This window comes from Curtobacterium sp. VKM Ac-1376 (assembly GCF_015351025.1).
GTDB lineage: Bacteria > Actinomycetota > Actinomycetes > Actinomycetales > Microbacteriaceae > Curtobacterium.
Genome location: NZ_JADKRV010000013.1, coordinates 55,472 through 74,597, shown reverse-complemented (window position 1 = coordinate 74,597; position 19,126 = coordinate 55,472). Strand labels below are relative to the sequence as shown.

Annotated in this window: 22 protein-coding genes; 7 read left to right on the top strand and 15 right to left on the bottom strand. The window is 72.7% G+C overall.

Features of this window, described 5'->3' with window-relative positions; translation table 11 throughout:
• Positions 1-39: 39 nt before the first annotated feature.
• The 9 genes from ITJ56_RS14330 to ITJ56_RS14290 form a co-directional block, all read right to left on the bottom strand.
• Positions 40-774, bottom strand: coding sequence for a zinc ribbon domain-containing protein (locus ITJ56_RS14330; RefSeq protein WP_194631279.1), 735 nt, complete (start codon positions 772-774; stop codon positions 40-42).
• Between the two features lie 2 nt (positions 775-776).
• Positions 777-1,652, bottom strand: coding sequence for a Nif3-like dinuclear metal center hexameric protein (locus ITJ56_RS14325; RefSeq protein WP_194631278.1), 876 nt, complete (start codon positions 1,650-1,652; stop codon positions 777-779).
• A gap of 74 nt (positions 1,653-1,726) precedes the next feature.
• Positions 1,727-2,758, bottom strand: a complete 1,032-nt coding sequence (locus tag ITJ56_RS14320) for a hypothetical protein (protein WP_194631277.1) — start codon at positions 2,756-2,758, stop codon at positions 1,727-1,729.
• A gap of 119 nt (positions 2,759-2,877) precedes the next feature.
• Positions 2,878-3,441, bottom strand: a complete 564-nt coding sequence (locus tag ITJ56_RS14315) for an RBBP9/YdeN family alpha/beta hydrolase (protein ID WP_323749825.1) — start codon at positions 3,439-3,441, stop codon at positions 2,878-2,880.
• A gap of 38 nt (positions 3,442-3,479) precedes the next feature.
• Positions 3,480-4,463 carry a helix-turn-helix transcriptional regulator gene (locus ITJ56_RS14310; protein ID WP_194631275.1) on the bottom strand — a complete coding sequence of 328 codons (984 nt, stop codon included), beginning with the start codon at positions 4,461-4,463 and terminating at the stop codon, positions 3,480-3,482.
• Between the two features lie 94 nt (positions 4,464-4,557).
• Positions 4,558-4,971, bottom strand: coding sequence for an ATP-binding protein (locus ITJ56_RS14305; protein WP_228517890.1), 414 nt, complete (start codon positions 4,969-4,971; stop codon positions 4,558-4,560).
• Entirely contained in the window at positions 4,971-5,306 is a 336-nt protein-coding gene (locus ITJ56_RS14300; RefSeq protein ID WP_017886068.1) for an STAS domain-containing protein, read from the bottom strand. Before ITJ56_RS14300 ends, ITJ56_RS14305 begins: the two co-directional genes overlap by 1 nt.
• Positions 5,307-5,451: 145 nt before the next feature.
• Complete coding sequence (locus ITJ56_RS14295; protein ID WP_194631274.1) at positions 5,452-8,109, bottom strand: phosphoenolpyruvate carboxylase; 2,658 nt, start codon at positions 8,107-8,109, stop codon at positions 5,452-5,454.
• A gap of 124 nt (positions 8,110-8,233) precedes the next feature.
• Positions 8,234-8,926 (bottom strand): heme oxygenase (biliverdin-producing), encoded by a 693-nt coding sequence (locus ITJ56_RS14290; RefSeq protein ID WP_194631273.1) that lies wholly within the window; start codon positions 8,924-8,926, stop codon positions 8,234-8,236.
• 84 nt (positions 8,927-9,010) lie between these two features.
• Here ITJ56_RS14290 and ITJ56_RS14285 point away from each other — a divergent pair, with 84 nt between their 5' ends.
• Positions 9,011-9,856, top strand: a complete 846-nt coding sequence (locus ITJ56_RS14285; RefSeq protein ID WP_194631272.1) for a siderophore-interacting protein — start codon at positions 9,011-9,013, stop codon at positions 9,854-9,856.
• A gap of 164 nt (positions 9,857-10,020) precedes the next feature.
• On the top strand, positions 10,021-10,596 hold the full coding sequence (locus tag ITJ56_RS14280) for a GIY-YIG nuclease family protein (protein WP_194631271.1): 576 nt from the start codon (positions 10,021-10,023) through the stop codon (positions 10,594-10,596).
• Positions 10,597-10,637: 41 nt separating this feature from the next.
• On the opposite strand, the gene ITJ56_RS14275 is transcribed toward ITJ56_RS14280, so the two are convergent.
• A complete protein-coding gene (locus tag ITJ56_RS14275; protein WP_194631270.1) occupies positions 10,638-11,606 on the bottom strand; it encodes a hypothetical protein in 969 nt (322 codons plus the stop codon).
• A gap of 168 nt (positions 11,607-11,774) precedes the next feature.
• Here ITJ56_RS14275 and ITJ56_RS14270 point away from each other — a divergent pair, with 168 nt between their 5' ends.
• On the top strand, positions 11,775-12,335 hold the full coding sequence (locus ITJ56_RS14270; RefSeq protein WP_194631269.1) for a histidine phosphatase family protein: 561 nt from the start codon (positions 11,775-11,777) through the stop codon (positions 12,333-12,335).
• 68 nt (positions 12,336-12,403) lie between these two features.
• On the opposite strand, the gene ITJ56_RS14265 is transcribed toward ITJ56_RS14270, so the two are convergent.
• Positions 12,404-13,426: a transporter gene (locus tag ITJ56_RS14265; RefSeq protein WP_194631268.1), complete on the bottom strand. Its 1,023-nt coding sequence runs from the start codon at positions 13,424-13,426 to the stop codon at positions 12,404-12,406.
• 149 nt (positions 13,427-13,575) lie between these two features.
• Between ITJ56_RS14265 and ITJ56_RS14260 the strand changes: the two genes are divergently transcribed.
• On the top strand, positions 13,576-14,802 hold the full coding sequence (locus ITJ56_RS14260) for a cobalamin-independent methionine synthase II family protein (RefSeq protein ID WP_194631267.1): 1,227 nt from the start codon (positions 13,576-13,578) through the stop codon (positions 14,800-14,802).
• A 215-nt stretch (positions 14,803-15,017) separates the two neighbouring features.
• Here the strand turns inward: ITJ56_RS14260 and ITJ56_RS14255 are convergent, their stop codons facing one another.
• Positions 15,018-15,980, bottom strand: coding sequence for an SDR family NAD(P)-dependent oxidoreductase (locus ITJ56_RS14255; RefSeq protein WP_194631266.1), 963 nt, complete (start codon positions 15,978-15,980; stop codon positions 15,018-15,020).
• Between the two features lie 75 nt (positions 15,981-16,055).
• Here ITJ56_RS14255 and ITJ56_RS14250 point away from each other — a divergent pair, with 75 nt between their 5' ends.
• On the top strand, positions 16,056-16,316 hold the full coding sequence (locus tag ITJ56_RS14250) for a hypothetical protein (protein WP_194631265.1): 261 nt from the start codon (positions 16,056-16,058) through the stop codon (positions 16,314-16,316).
• Positions 16,317-16,349: 33 nt separating this feature from the next.
• Here ITJ56_RS14250 and ITJ56_RS14245 read toward each other — a convergent pair whose 3' ends face one another.
• A complete protein-coding gene (locus ITJ56_RS14245; protein WP_194631264.1) occupies positions 16,350-16,565 on the bottom strand; it encodes a hypothetical protein in 216 nt (71 codons plus the stop codon).
• Between the two features lie 96 nt (positions 16,566-16,661).
• On the opposite strand from ITJ56_RS14245, the gene ITJ56_RS14240 reads away from it, so the two are divergent.
• Positions 16,662-16,961 (top strand): hypothetical protein, encoded by a 300-nt coding sequence (locus ITJ56_RS14240; RefSeq protein ID WP_194631263.1) that lies wholly within the window; start codon positions 16,662-16,664, stop codon positions 16,959-16,961.
• Positions 16,962-16,997: 36 nt separating this feature from the next.
• Positions 16,998-17,945 carry a methyltransferase family protein gene (locus tag ITJ56_RS14235; RefSeq protein ID WP_194631262.1) on the top strand — a complete coding sequence of 316 codons (948 nt, stop codon included), beginning with the start codon at positions 16,998-17,000 and terminating at the stop codon, positions 17,943-17,945.
• On the opposite strand, the gene ITJ56_RS14230 is transcribed toward ITJ56_RS14235, so the two are convergent.
• Together ITJ56_RS14230 and ITJ56_RS14225 are read right to left on the bottom strand one after the other, a co-directional pair.
• Positions 17,926-18,342: a VOC family protein gene (locus tag ITJ56_RS14230; RefSeq protein WP_194631261.1), complete on the bottom strand. Its 417-nt coding sequence runs from the start codon at positions 18,340-18,342 to the stop codon at positions 17,926-17,928. The genes ITJ56_RS14235 and ITJ56_RS14230 overlap by 20 nt on opposite strands.
• Before the next feature lie 125 nt (positions 18,343-18,467).
• On the bottom strand, positions 18,468-19,079 hold the full coding sequence (locus ITJ56_RS14225; RefSeq protein ID WP_194631260.1) for a DapH/DapD/GlmU-related protein: 612 nt from the start codon (positions 19,077-19,079) through the stop codon (positions 18,468-18,470).
• Between the last annotated feature and the right edge of the window lie 47 nt (positions 19,080-19,126).

Sequence of the window (19,126 nt, the reverse complement as noted above, 5' to 3'; positions counted from 1 at the left end):
CCAGCTGGCACCGCGCCTCCCGTCCGTCGTGTCGCGCGCCTACAGCCCGGACTCGGCCGTCCGCACCAGGATCGCGTCGCTGTCCGGGCACAGAACGACGTCGTCGGGCGCTGACCGACGGATGGTCTGCAGGTCGGAGTTGTTGAGCGCCACGCCCGAGGCCGTCGAGACGCCGCCCTGCAGCAGCGACGCGCCGAACCCGTAGCGGGCACGCTGCCGGTCGTACAGCGCGAGCAGCTCGGCCGGCACCTTGGCGGCGACGTCCGCGCGGGCCTGCTCGGCGGACTCGCGGTCGGCCGTCAACCGGGCGATCTCGGCGTCGCGCTCGGCGACCAGGCCACTGCGAGCGGCCTCGACGTCGGCGAGCTTCGCCTCGATGTCCCCGACTCGGGCACGGAGCACGTCGAGGTTCTCCATGATCTCGAGCTCGGCGGTCTCGAGTCCGCCGATGCGCCGCTGCAGCGAGTCGAGCTCGCTCTGCAGGCCGGCGGCGTCCTTCGCGCTCGCGACGTTCTGCAGCATCGTCGTGTCGCGCTCGACCCGGGCCTGCGCGATCGCGGTGTCGGACTCGAGCCGGGCGAGCTCGCGCTCGGCGTCCTCGACGTCACCCGTGGCGGCGACGAGTTCGCTCCGGAGGCCCGCAGCCTGCTTGCTGAGCTCGGTGAGCCGGTCGCCCTTCTGCAGCGAGGTGATGCGGTGCGCGATCCGGGTGACGTCGTTGTCGAGTCGCTGGACGTCGAGGAGGATGACCTGGTCCTCGGGTGCTGCCTTCATGGTCAGGCTCCTTCTGTGGGGGTGGTGGGTTCGGCGGCCGGCAGGACGGCGAAGTCCCACGGGTCGGTACGGAGGTCGCTCACGGTGACCCGGACACCGGTGCGGGCGCGCAGCTGTTCGGCGGCGACGTCGAGCCAGAGCCACTCGGTGGCCCAGTGCGAGGTGTCGATGAGGGCGGGTCCACCGCCGAGCATCGCCTGCTCGCGGAACTCGGATGCGGGGTGGTGGCGCAGGTCGCTCGTGATGTAGACGTCTGCCCCGAGCACGGCGGGGTTGCGCAGGAAGGCGTCGCCGGCACCGGCGCAGAGCGCGACACGGCGGACGGGCTGGTCGAACGCCCCGGAGACGCGGACGCCGGTGGCGGTCGGCGGCAGCAGGTCGACGAGGCTGCGGGCGAGGGCGCCGAGCGTCGTGGGCTCGCGCAGGTCACCGACGCGCCCGATCCCGGTGGCGCCGTCACTGCCCGACGAGCCGCCGGTCCGCCCGCCGGCACTCGGCTCGAGCGGACGCTGCTCGACGAGGCCGAGCCGGTCGGCGAGCACCGCCGAGGTGCCGGTCGTGACGACGTCGGCGTTGGTGTGCGCCGCGACGAGGGCACTGCCGCCGCGCACCAGGGTCGCGAGCACGCTGCCCTTGTACGTCGACTCGGCGATGGTGGTGACCCCGCGGAGCAGCAGCGGGTGGTGCGTGAACAGGAGACCCGCACCGAGTTCGACGGTCTCGCGGGCGGTGTCGGGCACTGCGTCGACGGCGAGGTGCACGTGCTCGACGGTGGCGTCCGGGTCGCCCGCCACGAGCCCGACGGCGTCCCACGACTCGGCTCCTGCGGCGGGCCACAGGTCTTCGATCACGGCCTGGAGTTCGCGGAGCGTCGGCATCCCGTCAGTCTACCGAGGCAACAGCCCACGCACCGGCAGCCGGTCCGTCTGGGGTGACCCGGGCCTCCAGGACGTCAGTGGCGACCGAGCAGGTGGACCAGGCGGGCGACGAGTCGCGACCACCAGCCGGCGGCCGCCGGCTCGACGGCCTTGACGTCGGAGTCGGAGTCGGCGGGGCCTGTCTCCGGCGTCTCGACGACGGGAGCGGCGACTACGTCCGGCAGCACGACGGGCGTGCTGGCGGTGACGCCCTGGTGCGCCGTGAGGGCGGCGGCGAAGGTCGCCCGGTCGATCACGGTCGGCCCGGTGGCTGGCAGGACGAGCGGGGTCGGCCGCGTCGCGGCGGACACCGGCGAGACGGCCGGGAGGCCCAGCACCGGTCGGACGGGCTCGTCCCGTTCCGGGGTGACCAGCTCCACGGCCGCGGGTGCGGGTGCGGGTGCGACGATGGTCGCCGCGGTCACCGGGGCGGCCGCGGTGGGAGCGTCGGTGCTCGCGGCTCGCGGGGCCGGCGCGGAGCGGACGACGACCGCGACGGGAGCGGTGGCGGCGCGACGGGCGCTGGCGCGCTCGCGGCGGTCGGCCTCGAGGGCGGCGTCGGCGAGCAGGTCGGCGAAGACGGTGCGGGCGAAGTCGCGTGCGGCGGTCACCTCGGCGTCGTCAGCGCCAGCGACCGTGGCTTCCCACGCCGCGAGGCGGGCGAGGTCCTCGTCACGTCGACGGACCTCGTCCTCGAGCAGGACGATGCGCTCGATGGTGCTGCGACCAGCGGAGGAGGACACCGCGACGGCGAGGTCCTCGATGCGGAGGGCGAGGCGCTCCGGGGGCTCCGGGAACGACGGCGCGCAGACAGCAGCGTGCCGGGCGCGGTCTCGGCGGAAGGCGGGAGCCGCCGGTGTCACGTCGACGGCACCGGCGGCGTCCGTCGAGCGGTCGGGTGCACCGGCAGCCACGAAGCCGGGGTGCGGCACGGGACCGGTGACGGGCGGGACCACGAGGTCCGGCACGTAGGGCGCACGCGTCGCCGGGGCGTCGCGGAGCCACGCCTCGAGCTCGCGGCCGAACGGGTCCACGAGGGGGGTGCGTGCGCCGGGCTGGGTCTCCATGTCCGAAGGATAAATATCGCCACTGCGGAAACGACGGACATCCGCGGTGTGTCGCTGCACTCCCTGCCATATCGGGCCGAACGTGAACGGCGTGTCGCACGGCGCCTCGATCAGTGGGCTCAGCGCGCGTCCTCGAAGCGCTGCAGGAGCGCTCGACCCCACGGCCAGGCACCGACGCCGCTCGCCACGTTCACGTGCCCGAGGGCACCGACGCGCACGACCTCGGCACCCATCGCCGCCGCGAACTCGGTGGCCCGCGCGGCGCTGCAGTACGGGTCGTCGTCGCTCACCACGAGCTGCGCTGGGACGCGAGTGCCCTCCGGGATCGCCCGCGGAGCGGTGAAGCCGACCGCCGCCTCGGGGAAGGCCGGGGCGAGCGGGTCGGGCGGCGCGACGAGGAAGACACCGGCGACGGCGAGAGTCAGCCCCGCCGCCGAGGTGGCGACCCAGTCGGCGACGGCCAGCACGCCCAGGCTGTGAGCGACGAGGACCGGCGGCTCGGGGCACGAGGCCACGGCGACGGAGATCGCGTGGCGCCAGTCGTCGGGGTCGGGCTCGCGCCAGGACGCGGGCGCGATGCGGACCGCTGCGGTCCCGCGCTCCTGCTGCCAGACGGACTGCCAGTGCTCCGGGGCGGAGTTCCAGATCCCGGGCACGATCACCCACGGTCGCGGTGTGCTCACCGGGGCAGCGTAGCGAACGGGCGGGGCACGACCACGGATCAGCTCCGCTGCAGGGTGCTCGTCGGCTGCAGCAGGGTGTCGCGGGGGTACTGCCCGAACCGGGCCGCGTACGCCCCCGAGAACCGGCCGAGGTGTGCGAAGCCCCATCGCTGCGCGACGCTCGCCACCGTGAGCTCACCGACCGAAGCGCGGCGGAGCTCCTCGTGCACGCGGTCCAGTCGGATGCCGCGGAGCATCGCGTTCGGTGCGATGCCGACCTGCCGCTGGAACGCCTGCTGCAGCCCGCGCACGCTCAGCCCGACGTGCTCGGCGACTTCGGTGGTCGTCACGGGTGTGTGGGCGAAGGCGTGCATGAACTCCACGGCCTCGCGCACCCGCCCCGTGGCGCCCTGCGGCAGCGGGACGGCCGGTGCGACGAGCTCGTGCGGGAACGTGCGGAGGAAGGCCACGGCGGTCTCGCGGACCGTCTCGGCGAGGGCCAGCGCGGCGATCGGCGCTGCGCCGAACAGCGTCGCGGCCGCTCGCTGCACGTGGACGTTCCACCCGCGCAGGTCCTCCGGGCGGGGCACGAGCGTGTGGTCGAAGACGAGTACACCGGAGCGGGCCCCGTGGACCTCGGCCGCGACGCACTCCAGGTACGCGCGGTCGACCTGCACCAGGCTCTGGCGGACGTCTTGCAGGTCGAAGGCGAACGGCCGACCCGTGGGGAACATCGTCGGCGCGCCCGGCGCGAAGTCGACCTCCTGGCGCCCGACGTCGATGCGTCCGCCGCCGTCCGCCGTCCACGTGGCGACGTACTCGTCCGGCACCTCGACCTCGCCCTGCATCCGCCCGTCGAAGCGGGTGGAACGGAACGTCATCACGTCAGTGCCCATCACGCGGAACCGGTACGCGAACGGACGATCCGTCCGGGACGCCGAGAAGCCTGAGCTCGCGTACGCGTCCTCGTACAGTTGGACTGCCCCGTCGAGCCGGGTACCGGACGTCTCGAAACTGATCCGGGGATCGGGTTCGTCAGTCATCGCGCGAATCGTGGCACGCCAGCCGGGATGGGCGGCAATCCCCCTCCGGACCTTGCGGTTATCGGCTCCTGCGGTGCGCTGTGCGGATGAAGTGCTAGTGGCGGTCTCGACGGACCGTCCAACGGTTCCGGTCGGCCACGCGCTCGTAGCGGAGGTCGTCGACCACCATGCGGACGAGCGCGAGCCCGCGGCCACTCTCGGCCAGGTCGTCGGGCAGTCCTGCCGCCTCGGTGTCGACGGTCGCGGCGACACCGTCGTCGGACAACAGCGCCTGGAAGCGCTCGTCGCCGATCTCGAGCCGCAGCTCGCAGGAGATCCCGCTCGGGCGGGAACCGTGCTCGATGACGTTCGAGGTGAGTTCGACGATGGCGAGCTCGAGCGCCATGCGGTCCTCGGCGGAGACGGTGGGCTCGTGCTCCCACACCCCGGCGAGGAACTCGTGCACGGCGGTGACGTCGTCCGGCGGACACGCCAGTGCGAGCATGTGCTCGGCGGCGGGGGCCGTCATCACCAGTCGGTCACCGCGGCGTCCCCGTCCGGGTACGTCCGCAGGATCTTGTCGATGTTCGAGAGCTTGAGCACCATCTGGACCTGCTCGGACGGTGCGGCGATGCGGAGGTCCCCACCGGCCTGGCGCGCGGTCTTCAGGCTGCCGACCAGGGCGCCGAGGCCGGACGAGTCCATGAACTCGACCCCGGACAGCTCGACGACGAGACGCGAGCGCCCGTTGCCGACGATCTGGGCGACGGTCTCGCGGAACGTCGGTGCCGAGACCATGTTGAGCCGGCCGCTGCACTCCAGGACGGCGGTGTCGGTCTCCGCCTCGTGTACGACGATGTCCATCTCGGTTGGTCTCCTCAGATCAGTGCGCCTTGCAAGCAGCAACCTACCGGCTCCGGCCGGGTTCCCGCCCGTGCCCGGCCGATTCGCCGGGACGGGGGGCTCGGCACCGGGCCTCCCGTCCGCCCGTTGGCGTCGACGACGCGCGTCAGCCCGTGTTCTGCAGGCCGGCGGCGATCCCGTTGACGGTGAGCAGGAGCAGACGGTGGTCCGCGTCCGTCGGGTCCGTGCTGCCCGAGGTCCGGATGGACCGGAGCGCGCGGAGCTGCAGGTGGGACAGCGCGTCCACGTACGGGCTGCGGAGGCGGACGGCGCGGGCGAGGACCGGACGGTCCTCGAGCACGTCGCTGCCGCCGGAGACCCTGAGCACCCAGTCGCGGGTGCGGACCATCTCGCCGAGCACCTTGGCGGCGAGGTCGTCACGGTCGGCGAGCTCGAGGTACCGGCGGGCGATGTACTCGTCGGTCTTCGCGAGCGACATCTCGACGTTCTTGATCATCGCGCCGAACAGCGGCCACTCGGCGTACGCGGAGCGCAGGACGTCCAGGTCACCGACGGCCTCGAGCGCCGAACCGAGCCCGTACCAGCCGGCCAGGTTGATGCGCGCCTGCGTCCACGAGAACACCCACGGGATCGCCCGGAGGTCTTCCAGCGACTCCACGGACAGCCCGCGGCGGGCCGGACGGGAGCCGAGCGGCAGCAGCCCGATCTCCTCCATCGGGGTGACCCGCGCGAACCACGGCGCGAAGCCGTCCGCCTTGACCAGGTCGTAGAAGGCGACGCGCGAGACGTCGTCGAGCTGCTGGGCGAGGTCGGCGAAGCGGGCGGCCGCGGCGGCGGTGCGCGCCTCGTTCGACGGCGACGACGCGAACAGCGTCGCCGAGGCCATCTGCTCGAGGTGCCGCGCGGCGATGTCCTGGTCGCCGTACTGGGCGAAGATGACCTCGCCCTGCTCGGTGAGCTTCAGGCGACCGTCGATCGATCCCGGCGGCTGCGCGAGGACAGCCTCGTTGGCGGGACCGCCACCGCGGCCGAGCGAACCGCCCCGGCCGTGGAACAGGGTGAGTTCGATCTCGTTGTCGCGGGCCCAGTCGGCGATGCGGGCCTGCGCGTCGTAGAGCGCCAGGTTCGCGGACACCGGGCCGACGTCCTTCGACGAGTCCGAGTAGCCGAGCATGACCTCGAGCCGACGGCCCGTGGCGGCGAGGCGTCGCTGGAACGGCTCGGTACGGACGGCCTCGTCGAGGATGTCGACGCTGGCGTGCAGGTCGGCGAAGGTCTCGAACAGCGGGATGACGTCGAGCACGGGTGCGGCCTCGGCCGACCCGAGTGCTGCGACCGCGAGCTCGTGCACGTTCGCCAGGTCCGCCGCGGACTGCGTGAACGACACGATGTAACGGTTGGCGGCACGGACGCCGGAGCGGGCCTGCAGGGACGCGATGGTGCGGAAGACCGCGAGGACCTCTTCGGTGGTCTCGCTCAGCTCACCGCCGGCGCGGATCTCGGCGAGGGCGTTCCGGTGCACCTGCGAGTGCTGGCGGACCTCGAGCTCGGCCAGGTGGAACCCGAAGGTCTCGACCTGCCAGACGAGGTTCTGCATCTCGCCGTTGGCCGGACGGATCGCCCCTGCCCGGACGAGCGAGGCCTGGATGGTGCGGAGGTCGCTCAGCAGCGCCTCGGGCCCGTCGTACCTGAGCGGCGCGGTGCCGGTGCGGGTCGCGTCGATGCGTGCGGCCACGAACAGGAGCGCACGTCGGTGCGTCTCGTTCGGGGCGCGGACACCGATGCGCTCAGCGATGCCGGGGTCGAGCGATTCCTGTGATGCGACGAGGGCGGTGAGCCCGGCATCGGCCGGGGTGTCGCTCGCGTCGAGGGTGAGGGCGCTGCCGATGCGGGTGGCGGCGCGGGCGAGGCCGAGCAGGATGTGCTCGGCGGCGATCTCGGCCGCCTGGCGGGTGACCTCGGCGGTGACGTGCGGGTTGCCGTCGCGGTCACCGCCGATCCAGGTGCCGAACCGCACGAACGCGGGGGCGATGACCGGGGCGCGCCCAGCGTCGTCGCCCTGCAGCCGGTCGTCGAGCAGGCGGTAGACCTGCGGGACGATCTCGAACAGCGTCTGGTCGAACACGCTCATCGCGGTGCGGACCTCGTCGAGCGGGGTCGGCCGGGTGGTGCGGAGCGGCGAGGTGCGCAGGAGGGTCGTGATCTCCTCGAGCAGCCGTCGCTCGTTCTCGGCACGCGCGGTGGCGTTCCGGGAGCGGTCACGCTCGTCGATGAGGTCGGTGATCCGGCGGACGCCCGTGGTCACCGCACGCCGGCGGGCCTCGGTCGGGTGCGCCGTCAGCACGGGGTGGAACCGCAGGGTGCGGAGCCGCTCGGCTGCCTCGGCCTCGCCGACCTCGGCCACGAGTGCCGCGTAGGTGGCGGGGAACGAGTCACCGGGCTGGCCGCCGTCGTCACCACGCTGCCGGAGGACCCGCACACGGTGGTGCTCCTCGGCCAGGTTGGTGAGGTGGAAGTAGGTGGTGAACGCCTGGGCCACGGCCTCGGCACGCTCGGCCGACATCGCCGACACGATCGCCTGGGCACGGGCGGCGCCCTCGGCGTGGTCACCCTCGTAGGCGTCGATCACGGCCGCACGCAGCGACTCCACGTCGTGGAGCAGCTCGTCGCCGCCGTTCTCGCGCAGCACCCGGCCGAGCAGGTTGCCGAGGTACCGCACGTCGGCGCGCAGGTCACTGTCGACCGCACCGCTGACGTCGTCCCGCGCGCGCTCGTGGCGTGCAGATCCGTCGATCGCCGTCATGGAGTCCTTTCCGGGTCGTCCGGGAGGCTGGTCCCGGGTCCCAGCAGCGTATCGGCACCCGGGGGCGCATGACGTCGACCGTCCGGACGGACGCGCGACCCTGACGACCGTGGTCGGGTGGTCGTCAGGCGGTGGAGGCGGACGCCGCCCGGTCGCCCGGTACCGGCCGGATCGGCGCGCGCCGGGCCTCCAGGCCATCGAGCAGCCCGTGGTCGAGTGAGTACGCGAGCTCGACCTCGGCGATGACCCGCTCCTGCTCGTCGCGCGACCAGGGTGCGGCGTCGAGCTGTGCCCGGTAGGTGTCCTCGAAGCCGTTCGGGTCGGCGACCTGGTCGAAGATGTAGAACAGCACGCCGTTGGTGTCGAACCCGAACCGCTCGGCGAGCACCTGCCCGATGACGTGCCCGCCGGACACGTCGCCGAGGTACCGCGTGTAGTGGTGCGCCACGAAGCCGCCGGGCCATTCGGCCGCGACCTCGTTCAGCCGCCGGACGTACGCCGTCGTCGCGGGCAGCGGGCACACCAGTTCGGTCCAGTCCGGGCCGATCAGGTACTCCAGGTCGGCGCGGATCGCCGGCATCCGGGTCAGCTGTGCGGTGACGAACGGTGCCGCCACCGGGTGGTCCGCCATGCGCTCCGCCGCCCGCTCGAGCGCGTCGTACACGAAGGCGTACTGACCGAGCAGGTCCGCGAAGTCCGCGACGTCGCAGTCACCGCCGAGCAGGTCCTGCATGAAGCCGCTCGTGGCCGAGGCACCGTGTGAGCGCCACGTGCGTCGGCGCAGCAGCTCGGAGAACGGGATGACGGTCGAGTCCATGAGGTAAGGCTAACCTTAGTGCTGCGCGCGTCAAGCAGGGATCACCCAGGTGGCGCCGAACGTCCGAGAGGAAGCTCCCCCACGATGAGCTCGAAACCCAAACGCCCCCAGCACGTCTTCGTCGTCGACCGCACCGAGCGGCTCTCGCCCCACATGGTGCGCGTCCACCTGGGTGGTTCCGCGTTCGAGGACTTCGTGGCGGAGGCCGACCCCGACCGCCTCGCCGCCACGGACAGGTACGTGAAGCTCCTGCTCGCGAAGCCCTCGCTCGGGCTCGAGCCGCCCTACGACCTCGAGGCGCTGCGCGACACCCTGCCGAAGCAGGACCGCCCTGCCCGCCGCACCTACACCGTGCGCGCGGTCGACCACACCACGCGGACCATCGCGATCGACTTCGTCGTGCACGGCGACGAGGGACTCGCCGGTCCGTGGGCGGCGTCCGCCCAGCCCGGTGACCGGCTCGCCCTGTCCGGTCCCGGCGGCGGGTACGCCCCGTCCGTCGACCCGGCCGTCACGCACGTGCTGCTCGGCGACGACAGCGCCCTGCCCGCCATCGGCTCCGCGCTCGAGGCGATGCCCGCCACCTCCACCGGCATCGCCCTGGTCGAGGTCGCCGGCCACGGCGACGAGCAGGACATCCCGCACCCGGCCGGGGTCGACCTGCGGTGGCTGCACCGCGACGCCACCGGCGCCCAGCCGGGCACGCTCCTGCTGGAGACGGCGCGCGCACTGCCCCGTGCCTCCCGACCGGTGCAGGTCTTCGCGCACGGCGAGCGGACCGCGATGAAGGCGATCCGTCGCTTGCTGCAGGACGACTGGGGACTCGAGAAGTCCGAGATGTCGCTGTCCGCCTACTGGGCGCTGGGCCGCGGCGAGGACCAGTTCCAGGAGGAGAAGCGCGAGCCGGTCGGGGTGATCTTCACCGACTGACGTCGGCGCTGTCGGTTCCTTCCCACAGCGACCGCGATGCAAGGCGCAATCGGGCGTACCTGGTCGTTCCGACGCACCAGCTACGCCCGGTTCGGCCAGGTACGCCGGGCACGCCCGGCCGGGAGGCCCGGCGTGCGTCAGTGGCTCGGGCTAGCGTTCCGCGCATGGTCACCTCGTCGTGCTGCGTCCCCGGTTGCGCAGGCAGCGCAGGCAGCGCTGCGGACGCGCCCACTGGCATGCCCCTGTGCGCGACGCACGTCACGCTGGTGGCGGAGTTCGCCGCCGAGCACGCCGGCGTCGAGGACGCTCTGCCCGGTCCGTGCCCAGCGTGCGGTTCGCGGATCGGGGTCCGGTACCCCTCCGCTGCGATCTGTGCTCGGTGCGAGTGGCGGTGGGGCGACGTGCCGGACGGTGACCTGGCTCCCCCGCGCGTGGACGTCGTCTACTACCTGCGGATGCAGGACGACTTCGGCGACCGGATCAAGATCGGGACCACGATGAACCCGCGGCAGCGGCTGGCGGCGATCCCGCACCAGGACCTGCTCGCGTTCGAGCGCGGCGACCGGACGCTCGAACGCCGTCGACACGCGCGGTTCGCCGACAGCCGGTACCCGGGGACCGAGTGGTTCCGGGCGACGCCGGAGCTGCTGGCCCACGTCGACGCCGTCGCCGCCAGCGCCGACGATCCGTGGGACCTGCACGCCCGGTGGACGAGCGAGGCGCTGGCGCTGCGGGGCTGACGCCGGCACCGCTCAGGTGTCTGCGTCCTGATCCGGGTAGGTCACCGTGCGTACGCGTCGACGAACAGGGCACCACGGACCTGGCGGAGGGTGTCGGCCAGTCGCTCGACGGTGCGGCCGGAGATGCCCGACACCTGGAGGTCGTACGGGCCGAGCGCCGGCAGTCGGCCGGTGCGGATGCGGATGACCTCCCACCCCACGGCGCGGACGGCGCGGTCCTTCTTGCGGTCGGTCTCCTGCCGCGGCCCGACGTGCTCGAGCCCGTGCCGCCCGGTCGAGTCGTACTCGATCGCGACACGCAGCTCCGGCAGGACGATGTCCGGCCAGGCCTCGACGTGGTCGAAGAACGGGCGGCCGAGCCGGATCGCGGAGTGGTCGAAGGTGAACGCGAACCGCTCGGACAGCATCGCCCGCAGTTCGGCCTCCACCGCTGAAGCGGTGGCCGGGGCGCAGAGGCTCGTGAAGGACTCCCCGGACGGCAGCCGCGGTGTCTTCGGACAGATCGTGCGCGGGACAGCCGGAGCCGTCCGTCGGGGCGTGCCCGGAGCCGGTCGACGCGCACGGGAGCGACCGGACGCGACCGCTCCGGCCGGGACCCCGCGGCTCGGGGCTGCGGGGAGGGTCTGGCGTCCGGCGGTCCGGACGACCCGCTGCGGCACGGGTACGGCCTCGGGCCAGTCGGACGGCAGCACCGGCCACCGCTGCGGCTGTGCCTGCACGGCGCACTCCGGACACCAGACGCTCCGACGGCGTTCGCGACCCGGTCGGGACCGCTGCTCGGACGGGGTCGCGACGAAGACGTGCCCGACGTCGCACTCCCAGGTCAGCAGGACCTCGGCCGCCGGCGGGACCTGGGTCAGGACGACGCCGTGGTTCCAGTCGGGGTGGTACTGCCGGATGAGCACCGGGTACGGGGCCCAGTCGGCGCGGAACTGCCCCACGGCGTACGGCACCGCCTCGCCGCGCGACCACTGTCGGCGGCGCCACCACGCATCGACGGGTTCGGCCACACCACCACGCTAGGAACGACCACCGACACCGCCGGCACGCATCCGCGGTTCAGGACGCCAGCGCGACGCTCGGTGCGAGGTCGACCACTCGGTGCGGCGCAACACCTGGGCACGGAGCGATCAAGCTCGCACCGGCCGGGCGAGCGTGCACCGTGCGAGGATCGCCGGATGGTCTCGTCCTTCCTGACCCACGCCGAGGTCGTCGTCGACCCTGCCGTCGCGATCGAGTCGTGGGGCCTGTCCCCCGAGGGCCGCGCCCGCGCCGCACGTGCCGCTGCCGTCGCCTGGGACGCCGGCACGCGCCGCATCGTCTCGAGCACGGAGCGCAAGGCCGTGGAGACCGCCGACGTGCTCGCCGACGCCGTCGGGGTCCCCGCCGACCGCGATCCGCTGCTCGGTGAGATCGACCGGAGCGCGACCGGCTACCTGCCGCCGACCGTCTTCGAGAGCGTGGTCGACGCCTTCTTCGCCGAGCCCGAGCGGTCGGTCCGCGGATGGGAACGCGCGGCCGATGCGCAGGACCGCATCGTCGCGGCCGTCCGTGCGCAGTGCGCGACCGGTGACGCCACGATCGTGTCCCACGGTGCGGTCGGCGCGCTCCTCCTCGCCCACCTGCGCGGAGTCCCGATCACGCGTGCCCTCGACCAGCCCGGCATGGGCAGCGTCTTCCACTTCGACGCGCGAGCCTGGCAGGCGACCAGCGGCTGGAGACGCGTCCCCGTGTCCTGACGGGCGGCTCGGGGCGGGCCCGCCACGAGCCTCCCGTCCACCGCCCCGCGACCCGACCGCGGCGTGCCTCAGACGACGCGCGTCGCGCCGGTCACAGGACCAGGTGCGGCGTCCTCGTCGTCGGCGTCGTGCAGCGCCCGTTCGGCCTGGCCGAGCAGGTGGTGCACGGCGAGCCCGATCGAACGCGCCCCGACCACGGCGACGAGCACGCTCAGCAGGACGAGCACCGCGACGGTGGGGATCCACGCGGACGGCAGCGCGAGCGCCCGGAACCACTCGACGGCGGCGGTCGCGACCGCGGCGGCCGGGAACACGAACGACCAGAACCCCAGCGAGAACGACAGGCGGACGTACCGGGGCAGCAGGGCGAGCTGCACCAGCACCATGAGGACGCCGAGACCCGCGATCGCCTGCACCGGCAGCGTGACCGACCCGTCGGTCAGGGCGAACACCGACACCGTGGCGACGGCGGGCGGTGCGACGAGGATCGCCATCGTCGGCACGAGCGGCCCCGGAAGCGCGGGGCGGAACGCCAGCCGGATGAGCAGCAGCCCGGTCATGACGCCCCAGAAGAAGACTCCCACCCCGAGGGCCGGCCAGGACAGCCAGTCGACCCCGACCTCATGCGTGGCGACCGACGCGACCAGGGCTGCGGCGACGGTCGGCAGCAGGTACCCGCCGTGCACCGACTCGAGGGCCAGCCGCCCCTCGAACCAGGTGCTCAGCAGCCACGCGGCGAACCCGGCGGCGACGGCCACGGCGGCGAGCACGACGATCTGTCCGGCGACGGGTGCGATCCGCGCGAGGTCGACCCCGAGGAGCATCGCCGTCGCGGGCACGAGCGCGGCGATCGGGCCCTGCGCGGGGTGCCGGAGCTGGTCGACGAGGCGTTCCCGGACCCGGAGCCCGCGGACGGCGTGCGCGGTGAGCATCCACACCCAGGCGACGGCGGCGACGGCCCAGAAGACCTGCGGCACCACGGCGGGCAGGTGCAGGACGGGAGCGGCGTACGACCAGGTCTCGGCGAAGCCGGCGAGCCCGAACGGGACGGCGAGGGTGTTCAGCGGGATGCGGGAGGCGGGGCGTGGCATGGCCCGACCATTCTCCTCGCACCCGCGGCGGTCGCGGAACGTAACGGAGCACTCGCCCGTGGCAGAGTGGCAACTGCAGCGCACCGCGAAGCCTCGCGCGCGGCCCCCAACTCCCGACAGTCCAGACCCCATCGAGAGGACGGCAGCGCATGCCCTTCGAGAACACCGACCGCGTCCAGGCCACCACGGCCGGTTCGCTCCCACGGACCCCCGAGCTCATCGCCGCGAACGCCGCGCGACCCGTCGCCGCGGACGGCTTCACGCTCGAGACCACCGACGAGGTCCGCGCGCTGACGAGCGCGGCCGTCGACGACGTCGTGGCCCGCCAGACCGCGCTCGGCATCACGCAGCCGGGCGACGGCGAGTTCGGCAAGGCGATGTCGAACAGCGTCGACTACGGCGCCTGGTGGGGGTACTCGTTCCAGCGGGTCAGCGGCCTGAGCCTGACGGAGGAGAACATCTTCTCGCAGGAGCCGGTCCGTTCCACCCCGGGCAACATCCGGCTGACGAGCTTCCCCGACCGCCGCGACTGGACGACCTTCCACGACGCCTACACCGACCCCGACTCCGGCATCGGCACCGGCAAGAACGCCACCGCGTTCCCCACGACGACCGGCCCGATCACCTACACCGGCCGCGAGGCCGCAGCCACCGACGCCGCGAACCTCAAGCACGCCGTCGAGGCCGCCGGCGCCGACAACGGCTTCATCACCGCGCTCTCCCCCGGCTCCGCAGCCCGCATCGCGAACGAGTACTACGCGACGGAAGAAGAGCACATCTGGGCCTGGGCCGACGCCCTGCGCGAGGAGTACGCGACCATCCTGGACGCCGGCCTCGTGCTGCAGATCGACGACCCCTCCATCGCCGAGAACTGGGACCAGATCAACCCCGAGCCGAGCATCGAGGACTACCAGGCGTTCACCCGCATCCGCGTCGAGGCGCTCAACCACGCGCTGAAGGGCCTCGACACCAGCCGGGTGCGCTTCCACCTCTGTTGGGGCTCGTGGCACGGCCCCCACACCACCGACATCGAGCTCCGCCACATCGTCGACCTCATGCTCGAGATCGACGCCGGTGCCTACTCGTTCGAGGCCGCGAACGCCCGCCACGAGCACGAGTGGACCGTGTGGCAGGACGTCACGCTGCCCGACGGCAAGGTCATCGTCCCCGGTGTCGTCGGCCACGCCACGAACGTCGTCGAGCACCCCGACCTCGTCGCGCAGCGCATCGAGCGCTTCGCATCGGTCGTCGGCCGCGAGCGCGTCATCGCCGGCACCGACTGCGGGCTCGGCGGCCGCGTCCACCCGCAGATCGCCGCTGCCAAGCTCGAGTCCTTGGGCGAGGGCGCCCGCCGCGCGAGCGCGACGCTCTTCTAGCCGCCCGTTCCATCCCAGGACGGCTGCGGTACCAAGCGAGATCGGGCGTACCTGCCACGAGGAACACGACAGGTACGCCCGTTTCGTGCAAGTACGCCTGGTTCCGGTAGGTACGCCCGGTTTCGGTGGGTACGCACGGTTTCGCACGTGTGCACAGACGGACGGGAGGCTCGGTGCCAGCTGGCACCGGGCCTCCCGTCCGTCACCGGGTGCCTCTACCGACGCGAGCGGCCGAGCACGACGGCCGCGACCGCAGCGAGCGCGCCGAGCCACACGAGGGGGCGCGTGACGCGCCGCCGCTTCGCGACCCAGCCACCGTTCGTCGCGTTCGCGGCGTCCGCCGGGGCGTAGAGGTTGCCGTCGGTCGGAGCACCCGTGCCACGCAGGGCGAAGGTCTCGACCATCGGCTTCGTGATCTTGTGGAACAGGCCCGGGAACACGTACTGCAGTGGCACGAGAGACGCCTGGATGCGGCCGACGAAGCGGTAGCGCTTCGGGTGCGTGGCGGCCTGCACCACGGCACGGCCGGCCCGCTCGACGGACACCGTCGGCGGCAACGGGTGCGAGTTCTTGCCGGTGTAGTTGGCGCCGTTCTGGTAGATCGGTGTGTCGATCGTGGACGGCAGCAGCGCGGTGAACTCGATGCCGGTGCCGGCGAACTCGTCGCCGAGCACGTCGACCAGCCCGAGCGCCGCGTGCTTGCTCGTGACGTACGCCGACTGGTACGGCGCCGACAGCAGCGACTGGATCGATCCGACGAGCACGTAGGTGCCCGCTCCGCGCTGCTTCCAGTGCGGCAGCAGGTGGGTGATCGCGTTCAGGTGGCCGTACAGGTTCGTGTCGACGACGCGCTTGAACGCCTCGGTGGGCGTCTGCTCGAACAGGCCGTACACGAACAGGGCGGCGTTGCCGACGAAGACGTCGATGCGGCCGAAGCGGGTGGTCACGGTACCGATGAGGTCCTTGACCTGGTGCTCGTCCGCGACGTCGGTCGGGATCGCCACCGTCTCGGCGCCGAGCTTCCGGCACTCGGCCGCCGCTGCTTCCAGGGAGTCGTGCCCGCGCGCGGCGAGCACGAGGGTCGCGCCCTGCCGGGCGAACTCGTGTGCGGCGGCCCTCCCGATGCCGCTCGATGCTCCGGTGATGACGACGATCTTCCCGCGGTACCGATGTCCCATGCATCCTTGGTACCCGTCGGTGGTCCGTCGCCGTACAGCCGGGGCGTACCCCTCCGCCCGGTGCGAAGATGGGGCATGCGCAAGGACGACCTGACCGCTGACGAAGCCGCGGTCATCGCGGAGCACGCCCGCGCCGGCACGCTCGACCTGGAGGACCCCGAGGTGCGGCGGGTCGTCGAGCAGGCGAACCGGGTGCTCGTGCGGACGCAGATGTGGGGCGATGAGCGGAGTCCGAAGCTCCGCCGTCGCCGGCGGTTCATCGCGGCCGCGGCCCTCGTGATGGTGCTCGTGTGGGTGGCGGGACTGCTCGTCCCGCTCGCCCTGCGGTTCGGCTGACCCGTGCTGGCAGCACGGGGTCGAGCCGAGCGGTCAGGCGCGACGGTTGCTCCGGGCGACGAGCCACAGGTAGGTGCTGTGCCCGACGAGCGCCAGACCGAAGAACACGGCGGCGACGGCGTAGACCCGGTCGAGCTTGCCCTGTCCGATCACCAGCATCACGACGCAGAACGCCACTGCGACGGCGAGCACGCCGACCTGCACCGTCGACCAGATCCGTCGGAAGCGCGGCATGCCCGTCTCGTTCACGCCGTCCATTGTGCCCGACGTCGTCAGTGCCGCGCTGCGAGGTCGTCGACTACAACTACAACGCCGAGGACCCAGCACTACCCGACCGGCGAGGCGATGCTCAAGAACCTCACGGTCCGGATGGGGAACTGCGACCACCACTCGGTCACGCCGCCGCTCATCGACATGGTCGCAGCGGGACAGTTCGACCCGACGGGAATGGAACGGACCCGCCCGGCGTCGAACTCTGCACCGACCACGAAGGAGCCCACCATGAGCCTCGAACTCCACAAGAGCACCGGCGCCGCGATCGACGACGAGCGCACGTGCCTGCCGAAGCCCGTCCTCTCCGCGCTGCACGAGGACCGCACGCCGGCGTTCGGACGCTGGCTCGGACAGATCAACCGCCAGGACTGATCCGGCAGCAGCGCGTCGCACTGCTACCGTGCACCCATGTCCTGGGGCCGGCTGTACTACGCGCTGCAAGCCGTCGGCGGAGCGGCCTGGTGGACCGCCGTGCCCACGCTGCCCTGGGTGCGGACGGCGACGCTCGGTTCGCTCGACCCGGTGCTCGTCGCCGTCCTGGACGTCCCACTGTTCGTCGTTGGCTCGGCCCTCGCCGCGGCGGGCGTCCGGGCGGCGGCGCTCGTCACGGCGGCCTGGACCGTGCTGGTCCTGGGAGGACTCGCCGTCTGGGCCACCGTCACCGGCGAGGCCGGCGCGGGGGTGCTGGTCATGCTCGCCGCTGCCGTCGGCTCGATACTGGCGTCGGCCCTGGTGCTGCTGGGGCGGATCCCGACCGAGTGGCTGACCTCCGGCCCGCTCCGGCTGCAGGTCGCCGACGCGGATGCCCCGCTGTCCCGTCACGTCGCCGCGACGGTGGTGCAGATCGTCGTGTTCTGGGGGCTGTTCCTCGGGGTCCTCCCGCTCGTCAACGCGTTCGCCGAGCACCGCTGGCGGCTCCACCCGACGCTCCCCACTCCCCTGGGCTCCGGCCTGTTCGTGCTCGGGGCCGTCGTGCTCCTGCTCGCGAGCGCCCTGGGCATCGCGTCAGCCTCGGCGATGTCGACGAAGGGCGCCGGCACGCCGCTGCCCTCGGCGTCGGCGAACCGGCTCGTCGTGGCCGGTCCGTACCGCTCGGTGCGCAACCCGATGGCACTGGCCGGTATCACCCAGGGCGTCGCCGTCGGCCTGATGCTGTCGTCGTGGCTCGTGGTCGTGTACGCGATCGCCGGGTCGGTCGTCTGGAACTGCATCGTCCGTCCGCTCGAGGAGGCCGACCTCGAGCAACGCTTCGGCGACGACTTCCGCCGGTACGCCGAGCAGGTCCGCTGCTGGGTGCCGCGTCGGCCGGTGCCGGCGCGAGTCGGTTCGGCGCTGGTCAGTTCCCCGCGCCGGTGATGTTCACCATCCACGTGACCCCGTGGCGATCGGTGAGCATGCCGAAGGTGTCGCCCCACGGTGCCGTCGTGAGCGGCTCGATGACCGACGCGCCCTCAGCCAGGGAGTTCCACCGGCGCGTCAACGTCTCGTGGTCGTCACCGCTGAGCGACAGCGAGATGCTGCTCTCGGTCGGGGTCGGCATGCCCGCCGGCGCGTCGGACGCCATGAGCAGCAGACCGTCCTCGCCGTCGAGCTGCCCGTGCATCACCTTGTCGGCCTCAGCCGGATCCTGGCTGATCCCGGCCTCGCCGTACGTACCGATGGTGAGCGTCCCGCCGAAGACGGAATGGTAGAACTCCAGCGCGTCTCGGGCTCCGCTGCGGAACCCGAGGTAGGGGTTGAGGCGCACGGTCATCACGGTCTCCCTCGTCCTGCGCGGGCGCCGTCGCCCGCGTCGTGATCATGGTGTCAGAGCGGACGTCGCGGCGGAAGCGCCGCGGTCTGGAGGCCCGTGGCGGGGCCGCCCGCGCCGCCTTGCCGTCAGACGGTCACGTCGGAAGCAGCTGGCCGCGCCGTCGGGGCCAGCTCACGGATACGCTTCGCCGGCACTCCGGCGTACACGCCGTGCGCGAGCAGACGCCCCGCGACCACTGCGCCGGCCGCCACCACGACGTCGTGCTCGATGTGGGCTCCGGGCAGGATCGTCGCTCGACCCCCGATCCAGACGTGCTCCTCGATCACGACCGGGCGCCCGGTCGCGACGTCGCTCCATCGGCCCTCGGCGTCGATGTCGTGGTGACTCGTCATGATGAGGGCCTGCATCCCGATCGCCGTGTTCGCGCCGATCGTGACGGGGGCGACGGCCTCGACGGTGACGCCGCGGTTGAAGAAGACGCCTCGGCCGATCGTGAGGAGCCGCGGGTTCCCTGTCAGCGAGAACCCGGCACCGGGGCCCGACCCTGCGCGCGAGCCGGCCGCTGTGAGCAGTGCGCGCCGCACGATCCGCGGCAGGAGCGGTGACCCGAGCAGTGCGGTCAGCACGAGGTGTTCCCGGGCCTGGGCAGCGTCCTCGACGAGCCGGCGGGCGAAGGTCGACGGCGCAGCCACCGCCGCGGGTGGGGTCGGGACGGGTGGTGCTGCTGAGTCGGCCATCGGGCCTCCAGTCATCGTGTCGGAGAGTCTGGCGTTCAGCGACAACG